13 protein-coding genes are annotated in these 17,380 nt (G+C 69.0%); 4 read left to right on the top strand and 9 right to left on the bottom strand.

All coding sequences use genetic code 11. The features are described from left to right. Positions 1 to 86 precede the first annotated feature (86 nt). From FJ309_06090 to FJ309_06075, 4 genes are all read right to left on the bottom strand, one after another. Positions 87 to 4,619, bottom strand: a complete 4,533-nt coding sequence (locus FJ309_06090; protein ID MBM3954171.1) for a hypothetical protein — start codon at positions 4,617 to 4,619, stop codon at positions 87 to 89. A 111-nt stretch (positions 4,620 to 4,730) separates the two neighbouring features. Next, on the bottom strand, positions 4,731 to 6,056 hold the full coding sequence (locus tag FJ309_06085) for a hypothetical protein (GenBank protein MBM3954170.1): 1,326 nt from the start codon (positions 6,054 to 6,056) through the stop codon (positions 4,731 to 4,733). Between the two features lie 12 nt (positions 6,057 to 6,068). Then, positions 6,069 to 6,842: a DUF4405 domain-containing protein gene (locus tag FJ309_06080; GenBank protein ID MBM3954169.1), complete on the bottom strand. Its 774-nt coding sequence runs from the start codon at positions 6,840 to 6,842 to the stop codon at positions 6,069 to 6,071. 131 nt (positions 6,843 to 6,973) lie between these two features. Continuing rightward, entirely contained in the window at positions 6,974 to 7,525 is a 552-nt protein-coding gene (locus FJ309_06075; GenBank protein MBM3954168.1) for a ubiquinol-cytochrome c reductase iron-sulfur subunit, read from the bottom strand. Positions 7,526 to 8,797: 1,272 nt separating this feature from the next. Between FJ309_06075 and purD the strand changes: the two genes are divergently transcribed. Next, on the top strand, positions 8,798 to 10,096 hold the full coding sequence (purD, locus tag FJ309_06070) for a phosphoribosylamine--glycine ligase (GenBank protein ID MBM3954167.1): 1,299 nt from the start codon (positions 8,798 to 8,800) through the stop codon (positions 10,094 to 10,096). Then, complete coding sequence (locus tag FJ309_06065; protein MBM3954166.1) at positions 10,093 to 11,109, top strand: Gfo/Idh/MocA family oxidoreductase; 1,017 nt, start codon at positions 10,093 to 10,095, stop codon at positions 11,107 to 11,109. Before purD ends, FJ309_06065 begins: the two co-directional genes overlap by 4 nt. A gap of 52 nt (positions 11,110 to 11,161) precedes the next feature. Here the strand turns inward: FJ309_06065 and FJ309_06060 are convergent, their stop codons facing one another. Then, the gene (locus FJ309_06060; GenBank protein MBM3954165.1) at positions 11,162 to 11,482 is read right to left on the bottom strand and encodes a hypothetical protein; all 321 of its coding nucleotides are present in this window, start codon (positions 11,480 to 11,482) and stop codon (positions 11,162 to 11,164) included. Positions 11,483 to 11,927: 445 nt separating this feature from the next. On the opposite strand from FJ309_06060, the gene FJ309_06055 reads away from it, so the two are divergent. Beyond that, entirely contained in the window at positions 11,928 to 12,551 is a 624-nt protein-coding gene (locus tag FJ309_06055; GenBank protein MBM3954164.1) for an HNH endonuclease, read from the top strand. A 128-nt stretch (positions 12,552 to 12,679) separates the two neighbouring features. On the opposite strand, the gene FJ309_06050 is transcribed toward FJ309_06055, so the two are convergent. After that, positions 12,680 to 12,952 (bottom strand): ferredoxin family protein, encoded by a 273-nt coding sequence (locus FJ309_06050; protein MBM3954163.1) that lies wholly within the window; start codon positions 12,950 to 12,952, stop codon positions 12,680 to 12,682. Positions 12,953 to 13,264: 312 nt separating this feature from the next. On the opposite strand from FJ309_06050, the gene FJ309_06045 reads away from it, so the two are divergent. Continuing rightward, complete coding sequence (locus FJ309_06045; protein ID MBM3954162.1) at positions 13,265 to 13,861, top strand: RNA polymerase sigma factor; 597 nt, start codon at positions 13,265 to 13,267, stop codon at positions 13,859 to 13,861. A 19-nt stretch (positions 13,862 to 13,880) separates the two neighbouring features. On the opposite strand, the gene FJ309_06040 is transcribed toward FJ309_06045, so the two are convergent. Genes FJ309_06040 through FJ309_06030 form a run of 3 tightly spaced genes read right to left on the bottom strand, consistent with a single transcriptional unit; the run spans position 13,881 to position 17,323 of the window. Continuing rightward, on the bottom strand, positions 13,881 to 15,908 hold the full coding sequence (locus FJ309_06040) for a S9 family peptidase (protein MBM3954161.1): 2,028 nt from the start codon (positions 15,906 to 15,908) through the stop codon (positions 13,881 to 13,883). A gap of 30 nt (positions 15,909 to 15,938) precedes the next feature. After that, a complete protein-coding gene (locus FJ309_06035) occupies positions 15,939 to 16,841 on the bottom strand; it encodes a hypothetical protein (protein MBM3954160.1) in 903 nt (300 codons plus the stop codon). Further along, positions 16,838 to 17,323, bottom strand: coding sequence for a hypothetical protein (locus tag FJ309_06030; protein MBM3954159.1), 486 nt, complete (start codon positions 17,321 to 17,323; stop codon positions 16,838 to 16,840). The genes FJ309_06035 and FJ309_06030 overlap by 4 nt, the downstream gene beginning before the upstream one ends. Positions 17,324 to 17,380: the final 57 nt, after the last annotated feature.

Here is a 17,380-nt window from a genome sequence, read left to right as displayed (position 1 = left end):
GGTCATGGACGGGGATCGCGGGAACGGCGCTCGAGGTGCCACGACCATCTCGTGAACTCCTGCCGGTGGAATCCCACCAGGGAACTCTAGCCGCCGTTCACTCCCGTGGGAGCGGTCCGATCGGGGGACTGCGTCTTCGCCGCCGGCGCCGCGTCGGTCGCGGGTGGTTGCTGGCGCAGGTAGGCCTCCAGCGACAATCCCTGCTTGGCGAAGGCGTCGAAGTGCATGAGCAGATCGGTGAGCGCGTCGACCTGCTGGTCGCTCGTGCCCTTGTAGAGATCCTGACTCACCGGCTTGTCGAACGGGATGTTCACCGGCATTCCCGTGTAGGGCAGGAACCGCTTCGGATTGGCGATCCAGTCGTGCACGTAGCCGGGACGGAGCCGCTTGTGGACGTCGGCGAGTTGCGGGGCGAGAGCCTTGGGATTTCCCGGCGGCGTGTACCCACCGACAAGGTGGCACTTCACGCAGTAGTTGGTGTTGGTGACGATCTTCATCGCACCGTCGAGGTGCCCCGGATACCCCTGCTCCTTGGCGGCGAGCGACGAGTCGTCGAGCCGCGGATCGTAGACGTACGGATAGTCGGCTCCGTCGACGGCGGCGAAGTAGTTGACCAGCGCCGTCGCCTCCGAGGCGTGGAAGTTGAACTTCGGCATCCGCAACACGGCGGACGGCCGGATCATCCCCGGGTTGAGCAGGAATCGGTGGAGCCAGTCCGACTGCACCTTCCGACCCTCTCCGACCAGCGGGGGCGGCAACCAGCCCCAGGCATCCTCGGCCTTGACGTTGGGGTTGATCTGCTTCTCGTCGGCGATCACGGTCGGGTAGAGCAACCGAGCCAGATCGCCGCCGTTCGCCGGATAGTGCTTCCCTTCACGCAGTGCCGCCACCGGCACCGAGAGGCTTTGGCCGCCGACGATCCGCGGCTCGCCGTCGACGAGCACGTCTTTCCAGAGCATGATCGGCAGGTGGGGGACCGACTCGGTGTCACCCTCCTCGATCGCGACCCCGTCCTCGTCCACATACTGCGTCTTCCCCGTCGCCGGATCGAGCACCGGCATGCCGGTGATCCGCGCCTGGCGTCGCCCGCGACGGTCGACGGCGAGCGACCGCGACACCTCGTCGGGGGTGAAGTGGGGGGAGAGGAACGGGTAGTCCGCCGGTAGCTCGACGCTACCGAGCGATTCCGGGGCGTAGCGCAGGTCCCAGCGGTCCATCTGGAGGATGTGGCACCCGCTGCAGTTGTATTTCTCGGCCGCCACGAGGCCGTCGAGCCGGGCCTGCTCGCGCGGATCCGGGCGATGGACGTACTGTGCAGCCGGAGGCTCCGAAACCAGTCCGAGGACGAACGTCATCACTGCTTCGCGCTGCTTGGCGTCGAACGGGAACTGCGGCATCCGGTAGCGTTCGTTGTACGACTTGTTCTCGGCTTTCTTGTAGTCGTAGCTCCGCGGGGCACGCAGCTTCTGCCAGAGGAACCCCTCGCGCTCGTGGGCGAGAAGCTTCTCGAGGAAAAACCCGGTGTCGGGGTCGAGCGACTCCGGGTCGACGTGCCGCTCCGGGGGTGCCGCATAGGCGAGGTCCGGTGCCAATGGGCCGTCGTCACCGAGGCCTACGCCCGACACCCCGGTGGCACCGGCAGCGCCCTCGGCCGACGCCCGCGAACCCGCGCCGTCGCCATGGGCGTCATGGCCGTGATGCATGCCGCCGGGCGAGCCGTGGCCGTGCCCGCCGCCGTGCTCGAGTTGGTGCATCACGTAGTGGGCGACCTGCTCGAAGGCGATCTTCGACGATTCCTTGCGCCCCCAGTCAGCCAGTGCCGCGCCGGCGGCTTTCGCATCCTCGAACCCGGGGATGTCGTGGCACGCCGAGCAGGCGAGCTTGGCGATCGTCTTCTTGCCGACGTACTCGAGGAGCCGGGCCTCTCGGTCGGCGCCCGTCATCCCGACGAGCATCCGCTCGTCACCCTGGATGACTGCCTGATCGGCGGGGATACCCTCGGCCAGAACGCGCTCGGCACGGGCCGCCGGGAACCGGTCCTTCAGATACATCAGCGCCAGTTCGTTGGTGGCAGCGCGCTGTTCATCGGTGAGCGAACCGGCGGCGGGGATGTCGGACGGCGTCCAACCCTCCGTCGAGCCGAGCAGCCAGGCTGTCGCATCGGCGGCCGGATCGCTGACCGTGCCGTCGGCGAGCGTCACCGGCTCGAGAAGGACGTTCGGCATGATCGTCCGCGGGTGATACCGGGCCGGCTCGCGGAGCCACGAGTAGAGCCACTTGGCGCCGTCGGGATGCGACGCGGCCTTGGCGCCGATCCGCGACAGGTTCGGGCCGTGGGTGCTCCTCGCTCCGGGGAACTCGGCGTGCTGATGGCAGGCGAGGCAGCCGCGGACCTCGACGACCTTGCGCCCGCGTTCCGGATCAGCCGGCGCCGTGATCCCCGCCGGGGGCTCGACGTAGTCGAACGGTTGGCTGACGCTGGACAGGTAGGCGATCATCGACCGAATTTCGATCGGCTCGTAGCGCTCTGACTCGGCCAGGCCCTTGCCCGACAGGTGATCCCAGAGCCCGAAGAATCGCGGCATCTTGGTCGACGGCCGGAAATCCTGCGGGTTTCGCAACCAGGAGTAGAGCCAGTCGAAACCGACCTTCGAGGAAACATGCCGCAGGCTCGGCCCGACCTTGGCAAACGTTCCCGGAGTTTCGGGGTCCTTGAGCAGGGCCGCGAGTTGGTGGGTGCGGTCGGAGAGGACCGAGTCCCCGCCGGCGAGGGCGTCGCGCTCGATCGCCTGCCGGAGCCGATCGCGGGCCTGCCGGCCGTCCGGACTGCGCTCGACCTCCTCGGCCCAGCGCTTCAGCTGCGCCCCGTCATCGGACCGGTCGAGCGTCGGATCGGCGGCGATCGCCGCGGCGACCTCGTGATAATTCGGTGCCAGCCGCATGTCGGGGCCGATCCGCTTGTCGGGTCCGGCCCAGCCGTTGATCTCGTGGCAGCCGTAGCAGCCGTACTGCCTGACGAGGTGGTAGCCCTCGACGAGCTTGGGAGCCGGGGGCTCCGGAAAACGCTCCGACGGCTCCAGGTCGACGACCTGGTGATGGCATTTCAGGCAGCTCGACTCCTCGAACCGCTCCGGGAGCATCGGCAGAATCCAGTGGTGGTTGTTGAACCAGCCATGGTCGTCGTGCCAGGCCCGCGCTTCCTTCGGCGAGTCGGGGGTGTGCGAGGCCCACTTGAAACTCGTTGCGCTCCCCTGCCCCTGGTGGCAGATCGTGCAGCCGAACGGCTGCATCGGATGGGGGCTGGTCGAGCCGACGAACAGGTCGAGACGCGGATGGCTCGCATACGGCTGCGGCACGCCGCGGCGCACGGTCAGCGTCACGGGTTTGCCCCAGACCGGTGACTCGAGAAGCGCCGCGGCGACCATCCCGTCGCCGAGCATCCGGCCACCGGCGATCGCTTCGATGACGTCGCCGGTCTGCAGCCCGGCCATGGCCGCGGGGGACTCGCGGCGGACGAAATTCACGGTCGCGTCATCGGCTTCAAACAGCCCGCGGTCAGCGAGGCCGAAACCGTAGACGGCCTCGAGCCGGGCTGCGGCATCCCCGCCTCCGCCGGCCGAGTCGGCCGACGACGGAGTCGCCAGCGTGAGCGCGACAGTTTCGGCGTGCGGGTAGGCGGGATCGTGCGACGAACCAGGCGCCGACTTCTCGATCCCCTTGTGGCAGGTCGTGCAGCGGTCGAACCGGGCCACATCGCGGAAATTGTTGTTGAGAGTCAGCTGCGGCAGCCAGATCTGGTCGACGCGCAACGGCCCGTTGAAGGCGTCGAGCACCGGCATCTCGAGAAGCGTCTTGCCGTAGTTGGGCGCCCGTTCCTTGACGGTCTTCGAAAGCTGCTCCAGCTGCGAACGGTGATCGGCCAACGCCTTCGCGGCGGCATCCTCGTCGCGGGTCATCTCGCGGACGAGCGCCTCGAGCTCCTTGCGGTGCGTGTTGGAAGCCTGGCTGGCGAGCGTCGCCGCGCCCACCTCCTCGCGCTTCTTGTCCGCCCGGGCCAGCAAAGAATCGAGCCGTGCTTGCTCGGCGCCGTCGGCGACGGCGAGCTCGTAGTCGGCGCGGTTCTTGTCGAGCTCCGCCTTTCGCAGCTTCAGCTGGCCTGCGGCCTGGTCCTCACGGAAACGGGCCCGCTTGGCGATATCGCGCATCCGAGTGAGCAAGTCGCCACGCAGCGCGAGGCGCTGCCCGGCATCGCTCTGCCGCGCCAGCCCGTCGACGTCGAGTTGGACCCGGTCGGCAGCCTCGCGGTCTTCGTCGACCTCGCGGGCGCGGGCGACGAACCGCTCGACGAGGGTCTGGTCGATCGGGGCCTGGCGCGCCTCGGCAAGGACAGACGCCAGTTTTTCCGACTCGTCGGCATACTCCTGCGATCCCTGCTCGACCACCCGCGCCTGGGCCGACCATGTCTCCAGCGCGCGGAATTCGCGCTGGTACTTCTTCCATGGCCGGTTGTGGTCGGCGACCAGCATCGCCACGGTCGAAGCCAGCAGTCCGAGGGCGGTGAGCCCGAAGACCACGTGCAGAACCTTCAAGTCGCGCCAGGTCTGTTCTGTGGCAGGCATGGTTTGAGGCGCAGGTGCCCAAGGGGTGATTGACGGTCAGCCGGGCGCCAAGCCCGGCGCTGTATCGCCTTTCGGTCGGTCGTAAACCGGGCGCGAAGCAAAAGCCCGGCGCTAAAAATTCAGCGAGAACTCCGGAATGCAAACCAGGTATTTCAGGTTCAACGTCCAGCGGAGAATCATCTTCAGGGGCAACGACAACATCAGCAGCATCAAGTTGGACATCACCATGTAGCGGATGAAACCCATCTGGGCGAAGAACCCGCGGAACACCGTGACAGCCAGCAGCGGCGGGAGGATCACCAGATAGGCCCCCAGCAGGAGCAGTCCCGGAGCCTCGCGGAGGAGGATGTAGCCGATCTGAGCGAGCGTCCCGGAGCCCTGCGGCGCCCGCGGCAGAGGCCGGTCGAGCAGGTTGACCCAGAACATCTGCGGCAGGTCGACGTTATTGAGGACCTCGACCTTGTACGGGCTCCAATACTCGAAGGGCCCGAAGAAGTTCCAATTCGGCCCGCGGAGGAACGTCCCGAGGATGATCAACGTGATCCACAGCTCGAGAAACCCGAACTGGAACGTCAGGTAGCTGAACTTCCGCTCGGCGATCGAGTAGTAGCCGTTGCCTTTCTTGTTGAAGTCGAGATACGGCATCGCCATCAGCCCGAAGATCACCAGGCTCGGCAGCACGACCCCCGCGTACCATGGGTCGAAATAGACGAGCATCTCCTGGAGGCCGAGGAAGTACCACGGCGCCTTCGAGGGATTGGGCGTCTTGACGCTCGAGGCCGGCTCTTCCAGAGGCGCGGGGAGGAAGATCGCCCACACCAACAGGAACGCCGACACGGCGACCATGCAGATCAGTTCGGTGTAGACCAGATCGGGCCACACGAGAACCTTTTCGTCGTCGAGTTTCTCCAACGGCGGCAGGCCCTGGGCGATGCGATCGTCATTGACCACGGCCTGCTTGGTCGCCACCCAGGTGAAGAACGCGAGCAGGAACACCAGCCCGACGATCGGAACGTTGTCGGGCTTCATGACGATCGAGGCGAAGTTCGCGTCGGCCATCGACAGGCCCATCAGCAGCAGCATGCCGTTGAGGATCGTCCATGCCACCATCGGCTTGACGAAGAACCTCCGGAACACGAACAGCACCGTCAGCAGCGCGGTCGTGCCGAGCGTGTAGAGCACCGGCCCGGAAAGCTGGTTGACCAGCGACGTGACCGCACTCGGCAGCTTCGGGACGAGGCGTTCCTCCCCCGACAGCGCGAGGCCGGCGAGGATCATCATCGCCGCCGAGAACACCGTCCACGCCAGCGCCAACGCCGGTTGCTTCGACCGCCGCCACAGCAGGTACGCCGCCACGGCGTTCATCAACGCCAGGCTGGTGTAGTACGACCCGAGGAAGCCGGCGACGTCTTTGAGAAATTGGCCGTTTGAATGCATGACTGTCGGGGTTCACAGCGGTCCGCTGATCCCGCCGTCCTTTCGTACGCGCCAAAAGTGGATCGCCAGCAGCAGCGCCACCGCCAGCGGGATCGCGATGCAGTGCAGGACGTAGAACCGGTTGAGCGTCTCCTCGCCGACGAATCGGGCGCCGAGGAGGCCGAACCGGGCATCGGAGCCGTCGGTGATCATGTCGATCCCGCCGACGGTCAGGAGTTGCTGCCCGGGGCCCTCGTAGCCGAGGAACGGCGTCGCACGGGCCATGTTGGACCCGACGGTGATCGCCCAGATCGCCAGCTGATCCCAGGGGAGCAGGTAACCGGTGAACGACAACAGGAGCGTGAGCAACAGCAGGATCACCCCGATCACCCAGTTGAACTCACGCGGCGGCTTGTAGCTGCCGGTGAGGAATACCCGGTACATGTGGAGCCAGGTGGTGATCACCATCGCGTGCGCCCCCCAGCGATGGAGCTCGCGGAGGATGCCGAGGCTGGTCACGTCGCGGAGGGCGAGGATGTCGTTGTAGGCCCATTCGAGCGTGGGCCGGTAATAGAACATCAGCAGCACGCCGGTGACCGTCTCGACGAGGAACAGGAAGAACGTCACCCCACCCATGCACCATGTGAACGACAGGGCGATCCCCTGCTTCTTGATCGACACCGGGTGGAGGTGGAGGAAAAAGTTGGTGAGCATGACCACGATCCGATTCCGCCGGTCGAGCGGCATCGGGTGGCGGAAGATGCTCTTCCAAATCTGGGAGTTGCGGATCGTCTCGCCGATGGCCATGGATCGGGTGGTCTCGCTGATCGGGTTGAACTGTCACGTGCTGCGGGAATCGGATGTCCGCAGGTCGGGTCACTGCCGCCGGTCGCCGCCACCGGCCCGCCGGTCGTTCCGTGCGGAACGACCGGAAGCGCTCACACCGGAACGTACGACGAAGGGTCGTTCCACTGACCGAGCTCCTCTTGGAAAGCCTTGCTCTTGTCGACCTCCAACTGACCGTCGTCGGCGATCTTGATCGCGTAGCGTTCGAGCGGTCGCGGCGCCGGGCCCTCGAAGTTGACACCGTCCTTGTAGAACCCGCTCCCGTGGCACGGGCACTTGAACTTCTGCTCGGCCTCGAGCCAGTTGGGCGTGCACCCGAGATGGGTGCAGACCGTCTTCAACGCGTAGATCTGCTGCTGGCCACCGACGTCGCTGTTGACGACCCACACGCCGTACTGCGCGACGAACTTCGTCTCCACCTTGCCGGCGGGGAAGCCTTCCTTGAAGCCGACCTTGAAGCTGCTCGGCGGCTCGGCGAGCACGTTGGGGAACAGGAACCGGGCCAGACCGAGCGAAAACAGCCCTCCGGTCACCGCCAGTGAGGTGAACCCGAGGGCCATGAACGAGCCGACCGCCAACGAGAGGAAGCCACGGCGTCCCGTCTCCTCCTCGACCTTGGCCGCCTTCGGCGGACGCGACGGCATCGGCGGCGCGGTCTTCAGCGCGGCCGTGCGTGAGGGCGCGTCGTGGCCGGTCTTGGCAGCTTCCGGCTTCGGACCGTCGCGCCGCGGGCCGGCGGCATCGGCGCGTGCCTGACGACCCGCTTCCGAGAGCGCTGCCTTGACTCCGGCAGGAGCGTCGGCCTTCGATACAGGGCCGGGCTTTGACCCGGCACGGGCTGCGGCGAGGATGCTGGCGGTGTCCCGTGCGGCGGGCTTGGCGGTGACGCTGGGCCCGGTTTTTCCGCCGGCCGGCTTTGCCGCGGGCTTGGCCGCCGCAGCGGGCTTGGGCGCCGGCTTGGCTGCCGGTGCTGCAGCCGCTTCGCCTGGTACCGCTTGGCCTGGTACCGCTTGGCCTGGTACCGCTTGGCCTGGTACCGCTTGGCCTGGTACCGCTTGGCCTGGTGCGCCCTGCTTCGCCCGAGCCATCGCCAGAATGTCGGCGACACTGGGCCGCCCCCCTGCAGCAGCCTTGGCGGCTGGCTTCGGGGCAGGTTTCGCTTTTAACGCTGCGGCTTCGCCTTCCGTCGATAGATCAGCCGTCTCGGCCGCCGGAGAAACCGGTGGCTGTGGCTCCGTCGGGCCGGGACCACCCGGCGTGTCGCCCCCCTTCCCGGCGCGGGCGGCTGCAAGGATCTCCGCCACCGTCATTTTCTTGCGCTCAGCCATCGGGCCCTTCCATTTCCGCCGACGAGTGACGGTCCGCCGCTATCCTCGGCGTCGCATTGGCCTCATCCCCGACCATGCGTCGCGACGACGCTACGCTGACGCGGAGCGACGGCAGTTGCACAAACCCCGACACCTCACCCCAGCCATCGTCGAAAATCGAGAAATCGTCGAGGAAGACATGGGTTCGTGATTTTTTTCACGAACTTATTCACTGTATCGGTCGGGTGGTTTCTGTCAATGTTTTCCCCGGGGATCCTGGCTGTCCGTGGACAAAGCCCTCCGTGGCCTTTGTCCACTCAGGCGACCGCGGGAAACGCCGGGGGTTTCCCGGGTCGCCATCGGCCGCGTCCGGCGGCCGACGACTTTTTTCATGAGCTGCTCGTGCGTGGATGACGCCGGATTGGCACCCACCGGCCCAATCGTCGGGCCGGGAGCCTGTCGCTTGAACCGGTTGCCGGGCCTTCCTCACAATCCCGGCGGTCGCATGAAAGCCAGGCCGCAAGCGCCATCCCGAGCCGATCGACCGCCCGCCACCCCACGGCCGAACCCCTGACGAGGCGATTTTTCGTGGTCCCAGCCCCTCGTCGCGTGCTCATCGTCGGGGCTGGAGCGCGCGAACACGCGCTGGCCTGGAAGCTCGCGACCGAAGGCGTGGAGATCTTCGCGGCCCCCGGCAATGCCGGCACCGGCCAGATCGGCACCAACCTCGACGCCGCCGCCACCGACATCCCGCGGTTGGTCGAACTGGCCCGGGAGCACGCCGTCGACCTGACCGTCGTCGGGCCGGAGGCACCGCTGGTGGCTGGCATCACCGACACCTTCACCGCGGCCAGCCTGCCGATCTTTGGACCGAGCCGCGCGGCGGCGCGGATCGAGGGGAGCAAGCTGTTCTGCAAACAGATCCTCCGCCGCGGCGACGTCCCCACCGGATTGTTCGAAGCTTTCACCGGGCCGGCCCGGGCACGCGAGTGGATCGAGGCCCGCGAGGACATGCCCGTGGTCGTCAAGGCGGACGGCCTGGCCGCGGGGAAGGGAGTGTTCGTGTGCGCCGATCGGGGAGCCGCGCTGGCGGCGATCGACGCGCTCGCGGCCGATCCCGTGCTGTCCCGCGGCGGGATCCTCATCGAGGAGCGGTTCGACGGTGTCGAGGTCAGCGTGATGGCGATCACCGACGGTCGGACGATCGTCACGCTCCCCCCCGTCCAGGACCACAAGGCCGCCTTCGACGGCGACACCGGCCCCAACACCGGCGGGATGGGCGCCTACGCGCCGACTCCGTTCGTCGACGCGGCGCTGCTGGCCGACATCGAGGCGCGGATCCTCGTGCCCACCGTCCATGCCCTGCGGCGCGGGAAGGTGCCGTTCCAGGGGGTGCTGTTCGCCGGGTTGATGCTCACCCCCCAGGGCCCGAAGCTGCTCGAGTTCAACGCCCGGTTCGGCGACCCGGAGTGCCAGACGCTCCTCTGCCTGCTCGAGTCCGGGCTCGGTCCGCTCCTCGCCGCCACGGCTGCACGTCGGCTCGAGGAGGTGGAAACCCCGGTCTGGAAGCGGGCGGCGGCGGTCACGGTGGTGATCGCTTCGGAGGGCTATCCCGCAGCGGTGCAGCGGGGGCTGCCGATCCGCGGCCTCGAGGCCGCCGCAGCGCTGCCGAGCGTGCAGGTGTTCCACGGGGCCACCCGCAGCGACGGCGGCCGCGTGGTCGCCGACGGCGGACGCGCCATCGCGGTGACCGCGACCGGCGATACACTCGCCCGCGCCAAGCTGCAGGCCTACACCGCCGTCCGCGAGATCCGCTGGCAGGGGGCGTGGTGCCGCAAGGACATCGCCGAGAAGGGCCTGCTCGAGGAGCACCGCCGGGCCGCAGCGGCCGACGGGGAAGGCGCATGAAGGTCCGGGCCGGAATCGTCGGACTGGGGAGCCAGTGGGAATCGCGCCACCTGCCGGCGCTCCGGTCCCTCGCCGACCGGTTCGAGGTCCGTGCGGTCTGCGAACAGGTGGCCCATCGCGCCCGACGGGTGGCGGGAGAGTTGGGAGCCGTCGCGGTCGACGGCTTCCGTGTCCTCGCCGCCCGCACCGACATCGACGCCGTCCTGTTTCTCGGCGACCAGTGGTATGGCACCGCCCCCGTCGAGGCGGCCTGCGCAGCGGGGAAGGCGGTGTACGCGGCGATCGGCCTTCCCGTCGATCCGGCGGAAGCGGAGGCGCTGCGCGGGCGGATCGAGCGGTCGGGCGTTGCCTTCATGGCCGAGCTGCCACGGCGTCACGCGCCGGCGACGGTGCGGCTCAAGGAACTGATCGCCACCCGCCTCGGGCCGCCGCGGATGCTGTTCTGCCACCGGCGCGTGCCGTTGTCGGCGATCGCACAGGCCGGTCGCCGTGAGCCGGCGGACGACATCCGCGACCTGATGGAGCTGGTCGACTGGTGCCGGTACGTCGCCGGCCAGGCCCCGACGAGCGTCGTCGCCGTGCGTCACGCCGAGCGGCCGGGTGGCGAGCTCGACGACTACCGGATGATGAGCCTCGACTTCACGCCGTCGGGTTCACCGGGAGACGGGACGATCGCCCAGATCAGCTGCGGCTACTACATGCCGCGCTGCTGGGAGGAGGCGGTCGGATTCCGGCCGCCACCGGCGCTCCAGGTCGTCTGCGAGCAGGGGATCGCGTTCATCGACCTGCCGGCGAGCCTGGTGTGGTTCGACGTCGCCGGCCGGCACCAGGAAGCGCTCGATTCCGACCGGCCGGTCGGAGAGCAGATGCTGCTCCAATTCCACCGTACGGTGACGAGCTTGGTGCGGCGCGTCAGCGGCCTCGACGACGCCCTGGAGGCGATGCGGATCGTGGCCGCGGCGGAAACCAGCGCCCGCGAGGGGCGCCGCGTGTCGATCGGCGAGCCGTTGTGAGAGCCGCGAGGTTCTCACGCACGATGCGGCCGTCGATGCCTCCCGGACCGTGTCAATTGGCGCTGAAGTCGAGTTGTTTGCCGACCGCGAGCCCGAGCGGGTTTCTCAGGAACCGCTCCCGGCAGGCGTCGCACAGATCGAAGCGAAACGCCCGCCGCCCCCCGTCGTCGATGTCGACGTCGCCGGAGTCGGCCGCCAACTCGAGCAACGATTGCACTGCCCCGAGATGATCGAGATCGTGGTCAGTTTCGGCCTGCGCCGTCGGCCCACACGGGTCATCGGCGGCGGGAAACACCTCGATTCGCACCACGTGATGGATGTCGGCTTGCGGGTGGATCGGTCGTCTGCACGCGTCGCAGGAATAGTGGACCATGACGATTCCCTGGCGGTTGAAGATCCCTGGGAGATTCGCTGGATCGGCAACGCGAACGAACCGCTTCGCCGACGGGAGCGGAGCCGGGTGACGGTCCCGACGTCGAAAACACAAAGTCTGCCCGTGAGTCATGGGGAAGGCAAGCCTCAGGGGGCTCCGCGCTTGTGGCAGCGATCACGACGTCAGACTACACTCCTCCTCGGAGGGACCCGTGCGATGCCGCTCAGGTTGGTTCCTGCCTTTTCCGGGGCCATGTCGGTCGTCCGTCGGAAATCATGTCGGCATCACGGAGAGGCGGCCGGCGAGCCGAGGTTGCCGGCGCGATCGGAATCGTGAAAGGAGTCGCGGCTGACCGTTGCGCGCGTGGCGCACGTGTCGCGGCGATCGGGGTGGTGCCATGAACGCGAGCGCCGCGGCCGGTGGATCGGCACGGACGATCCCGGGGATGCTGCACAGCCCACTGGGCCTCAGCGTCCTCGTGCTCAACCGGTCGTTCGTCGCCGTTCACGTCACCAACGTCCGCCGCGCGGTGACGCTGCTGTTCCGACGCCTGGCGGAAGTCGTCCACATCGAGGAGGGGCAGTTCGCTGCTCACTCGCTCGAATCATGGCGCGAACTGTCGGCGATGCAGGCAGCATTGCGGACGGCCGACCAGGATTGGATCCAGGCAGTGGGCTACGAGCTCCAGGCCCCGCGGGTGATCCGCCTGGTGTCGTGCGACCGCGGACCCCGGCCCGGCATCCGCTTCAACCGCCGCAACGTGTTCGCCCGCGATGGGAACCAGTGCCAGTACTGCGGTCGGTCGTTCCCCACCAGCGAACTGTCGCTCGATCATGTCGTGCCCCGCAGCCGGGGCGGCATCACCAGCTGGGAGAACATCGTTTGCGCGTGCGTCGCATGCAACGTGCACAAAGGGGGCCGGACTCCCCACGAGGCGCGGATGCAACTCGTCCGGCAACCCGTCAAGCCGAAGCGCAGCCCGCTGTTGTCACTGAAGCTCGGAAACCCCAAGTACGCCAGTTGGAAGAGCTTCGTCGACAGCGCCTACTGGCTTGTCGACCTGCGGTAGCCGGCTTGTCGACCTGCGGTAGCCGGCTTGTCGACCTGCGGTAGCCGGCTTGTCGACCTGCGGTGGAAAACGTGCCGACGCCTGCTCCCGGTGGATCGTTTGTGTTCAACCATTCCGAGCCGATACCGTCAGCAGAGCGGTTCTTTCTTCTCCGTGATCACCGGGGACTGCGGCGCGAGTTCGGCGTTGAGCGGCTTGAAATCCTTCCACTCAGCCGGAAGGTTGTCCTCGTGGAAAATCGCCTCCACGGGGCACTCCGGTACGCATGCCTCGCAGTCGATGCACTCGTCGGGGTGGATGTAGACCATCTTCTCCCCCTCGTAGAAGCACTCGACCGGGCAGACCACCACGCAATCGGTGTACTTGCAGGCGAAACAGGGCTCGGCGACGACGTGGGTCATGTCCGCGACACTCCGGGCGAGAAAGGCAAAATTCGTTGAATGCGCGGAATCGTAGGTGGGGACTCCCCGCATGTCAACGATTCCAGCCATCGGCTTTTTCGCCCCGTTTCCGTGAGTCGGCTACCGCGCCGTCCGGCGACGAGCGGCGTCTGGGGATCACGGCGAAGTCCCGCTGACTGCTGATCTCGGCTGCAAGCCGCGGAGGCGCACCACCGGTGGGCGGGCTGCACGGTGGCGGAACGCATTGCTACGATTCAATCGGGTTGGCGCACGTACCGGAGCGGTCGGCCAGGGGCGACCGCGGGAGGCCCCATGGATGGAGCAGGCAAGCGCGCGGTTCGGCCGCACGGGGTACCCCGAGGGGAGGCAGTTCCTCCGACCGACGCCGATCTCGTCGCCGCCTGCATCGCCGGCGCCCCCGGAGCCTGGGATGCGTTCGTCGACCGGTTCGGAGGGCTGTTGTTCCACGTCGCCGACCGGACCGCCCGGCAGCGCGGGACGACGCTCGGCGCGGCAGATCGTGACGACGCCGTCGCCGCGGTGCTCCTCGAATTGCTCCGCGGTGACGCCGCCGCACTGCGGGCGTTCGCCGGGCGTTCGAGCCTCGCCACCTACCTCACGGTGATCACCCGGCGGGTGACCATCCGCCATCTGCTGGCCGCCGCCGCCGGCGGCCAGCCCGCCGGTTCCGATCCGTCCCACGATCCGCGCCCCGCCGTCCGCGACCGGGACGAGGTCGAAGCGCTCCTCGGCAGTCTCGACGAGGACGAGGCCCGGCTCGTCCGTCTCCACCATCTCGAAGGGCGCAGCTACGGCGAGATCAGTCGCGCCACCGGGTTGCCGCTCGGCTCGATCGGCCCGGCGCTGTCGAAGGCCCGCGACAAGATGCGTGCCGCCGCCCAACGGTGAGCGACCTCCCCCGCCCCCGTCAGTCGGCCCCGAGCAGGTAGCGCTCGACGAACGCCACCGTCGCCCAGAACTGGAAATCAGCGTTGGCCTTCTTGCGGAATCCGTGCCCCTCGTCGCCGGCGACGAGGTACCACAGCGGCGTGCCGTTGCCACGGACCTGGGCCACGATCTGGTCGGCCTCGCTGAGCGGCACGCGCGGATCGTTGGCGCCCTGGACGACGAACAGCGGGCGTTTGATCCGGCCGGCGTTGGCCAACGGCGCGATCCGCTCGAAGAACGCCGCCATCTCGGGATCACGCTCGTCGCCGTACTCGACGCGCCGCAGGTCGCGCCGGTAGCTCTCGGTGTTTTTGAGGAACGTCCCGAAGTGGGAGATGCCGACGATGTCGAGGCTGCAGCGGATCCGCGCCGCTTCCTCGACGGACACGGCGAGCGTCATGAAGCCACCGTAACTCCCCCCCATCACCATCACCCGGCCGGCGTCGAGGTCGGGCCGGCCGGCGATCCAGTCGAGCAGCGCGGAGATGTCGCGGACGCTCGCCATCCGCTCCCGGCCGTTGTCGAGCTTGAGGAACGTCTTCCCGAAACCGCTCGAGCCACGGACGTTGGGATACACCAGCGCGACCCCGAGCTCGTCGAGGAGAAAGTTGTTGCGGCCGAGGAACACCGGCCGCGACTGCCCCTCCGGCCCCCCGTGGATCACGATCACGACCGGCCGCGGCCCGGCGAACCGCGCCGGCGGCCGGTAGAGGAAGCCGCTGATCTCGCGCCCGTCGAACGATGGCCAGCGGACCGCCTCCGCCTCGGGCAGGGCGGTGGCGACCATCCCGCCGGTCTCGCTCTCGGTCCAGCGGCTCACGGTCCCGGCGACGACGTCCACCGACCAGGCATCGGCCGGGCTCCGCGCCGACTCGACGGTAACGGCGAACTCGCCGCCGGCCGGGCGCCACGTCCCGAGGCGGATCACCCCCGGCGGCAGGCCGTCGATCGACCGGTGTCGGCCGGAGGCCGCATCCCAGAGCCGGAGCCGGCCGGCTCCCGCCTCGTTGACGACGAACGCGACCGCGGCACCGTCGGGCGACGGTTCGAACTCCTCGACGTCCCAGGGAATGTCGTCGACCAGCGTGCGCTGCGCGCCGTCGGCACGGTCGATGCGGACGAGGCGGAGGAACTCGCCGTCGCGGTCCGACGTCGTCAGCACTCCCGTCCCGTCGGCGGTGAACCGGGCCCGTCCATGGGCCACGTCGCCGGCATCGGGCGTGAGCCGGAGGCGCGTGCCGGTGGCGAGGTCGAGGAGGTGGAGATGGGAGCGGTTGATGGACAGGTATTCGCGGAGCAGCAGCGCGCCGTCGTCGGGCGCCCAATCCTCCACCGACCACCCGCCCCCGGGAAGTTCGGCCACGAGCCTATCGCTCGTGCGGTCGCCCGGGTCCATCACCCAGACGTCGCGGTCGGCGCCGTTGCGGCGCGTCGAGGCGTAGGCGAAGCGCTCCCCCGAGCGGCTCCAGACGACGCCGCCGTTCTGCGATCGACCGCCGTCGGTGAGCAGCTCGACGGCACCGGTGGCGAGGTCGAGCCGCTCCAACTGCGTGAACTCGTTACCGCCGGTGTCGCGGGTGAAGACGACGAACCGCCCGCCGCGCGGATCGTAGGTCGCGGCCGCCACCGGCTCGGTGCCGAAGGTGAGCTGCGTCCGCGCCGCACCGGGGGCGTTGACGCGGTGGACCTGCGCCGTGTCGGCGAAGCGCGTCGTGACGAGCATCCGCCGCTCGGTCGGATGCCAATCCTGGAACGCCGCCGTCCGGAACTCGGTGAACCGTCGGGCCCGCGCCGAAATGCGCCGCGGGAGCGGCGGCAGCCCCTCGACGCGGATCGCCTCGGGGGGCGTGATGGTCGGCTCGTCGGCCACGGCCAGCGGCGCGGCGAGCGTGAGGCAGACGAGGGCAGCACGGGCGGCGGGATGGAGCGGACGCACGGGAGCACCTCGGCACGGCTCGGGGCGGCGGAGGCCGGCAGGCGCACGCCACCGGCCCCGAGAGCGTGGCATGCCGACGCCCCGGCGGGAAGGGTGGGGCGGTCAGCGGCCCGGTGGCGGGGCGATGACGACGCCGGGATCGGAGAGATCGACCGGCTGGTACCCGGAGTAGGCGGGCATCTGCCACAGTTGCCCGGGATCGGCGACCGGCAGGTTGGTGGTCACGCTCGACAGCTCGAGCTGGAAGTCGAGCTGCGAAGTCGGCCACGAAACCTCGACCAGATGGGGCAGCGCCGCCCCCGAGGCGGGATCGACCCGGTGCCGGGAGGTGCGGACGCTGGCCAGCCGCTCCCCCTTGGCCGTGAACAGGTGCTGCTCGACGACCAGACCGGTGGTGCCGTCGACGATCGTCGACTTGAGCCGCTCGCCATCGGCTCCGGCGATCCGGGTCCGGACCTCGAGGCGGCCGTCGGCGAGCGCCACCGGCCCCTCGTGGCGGTCCTCGGGGCGGAACGTGACCAGCCCCAACAGCTCCGGCATCCACTCCGCCTCGAGGGGCACGAGGGTCCGGGCCGCCGATCGCTCGAACGCGTCGTGCCGGCAGAACAGCATCACCGGCGGCTCGTGGCGACGGATCCACAGCCAGAACAGGTCGTCGTTGCTGCCGAGATCGAGCTCGCCGCCGGTGACGGCGGTCTGGGCGCGGAGCCGGAAGCGGCGCGGCGGTTCGCAGGCGACCTGCGCCGAGAGCCGCGGCACCCCGGGCACCGAAAGCACCGCTTGCGGGACCATCAGGCTGCGGACGCGCTGGGTGTTGTCGTGGACGGTGGCCATCACCTGCTCGAGCGAGGGCTGCGGGGGCAGCATCCGCGGCAGCGGCATCGTGCCGACCTGATACCCGCGGATCACCTGCGGGCAGGAGGCGCCGGTCGAGGCGACGGCCGCGACCACGAGAAGCAGGGCGGCGACCCGAGACGGCGACGGCCGGCGATCGATGATGGTCACGCGGCGGCCTCCGTCGGCCAGAGCAGGGCGGCCAGCCGCGCCTCGAGCTCGTGGTCGCCGAGCCGGTCGGCGGGTACGGCGACGACACGGTAGGTCGTGTCGCGGCGCCGGCAGGCGAACTCGGCGACGCCGCGCTCCGCAGCCGCCGGCGCGTCGACGCAGCGGAGCACGCGGCGCCGCACCAGCGCCAGCGCCAGGAGGTAACGGAGGGGAGCGTCGTCGTCGCGCGATTCGAGCCCTTCGAGGAGGTCGAGGAGGACGTCGACGGGAGCCACCGGGTCGCGCGTTGGCGCCGGGGAATGGACGCCGCGCCACCACGCCAGGCAGTTCGGCGGGGGCCCGGTCCAGGCGTCGGCTGCGGTGTCGACGCGCTTCAGCGCCGCGCCGTCGCGGACCAGTGCCGAGTAGACGCCCTCACCGGCCACGAACGGCCGGCCGGTCTGCGCGCAGGCGCCGTGGGGGCGTTCGATGCGGATGTCCATGCGCGCCGATCCTGCCGGAGGGGGTGGAGGATATACGCCGCGCGGCGCACCCGGCAC

It is taken from the genome of Planctomycetota bacterium, assembly GCA_016872555.1.
In the GTDB taxonomy this organism is placed as follows: Bacteria; Planctomycetota; Planctomycetia; order Pirellulales; family UBA1268; genus F1-20-MAGs016.
Note: the sequence above shows the minus strand (reverse complement) of the source record. Positions and strands in the feature narration are given on the sequence as shown.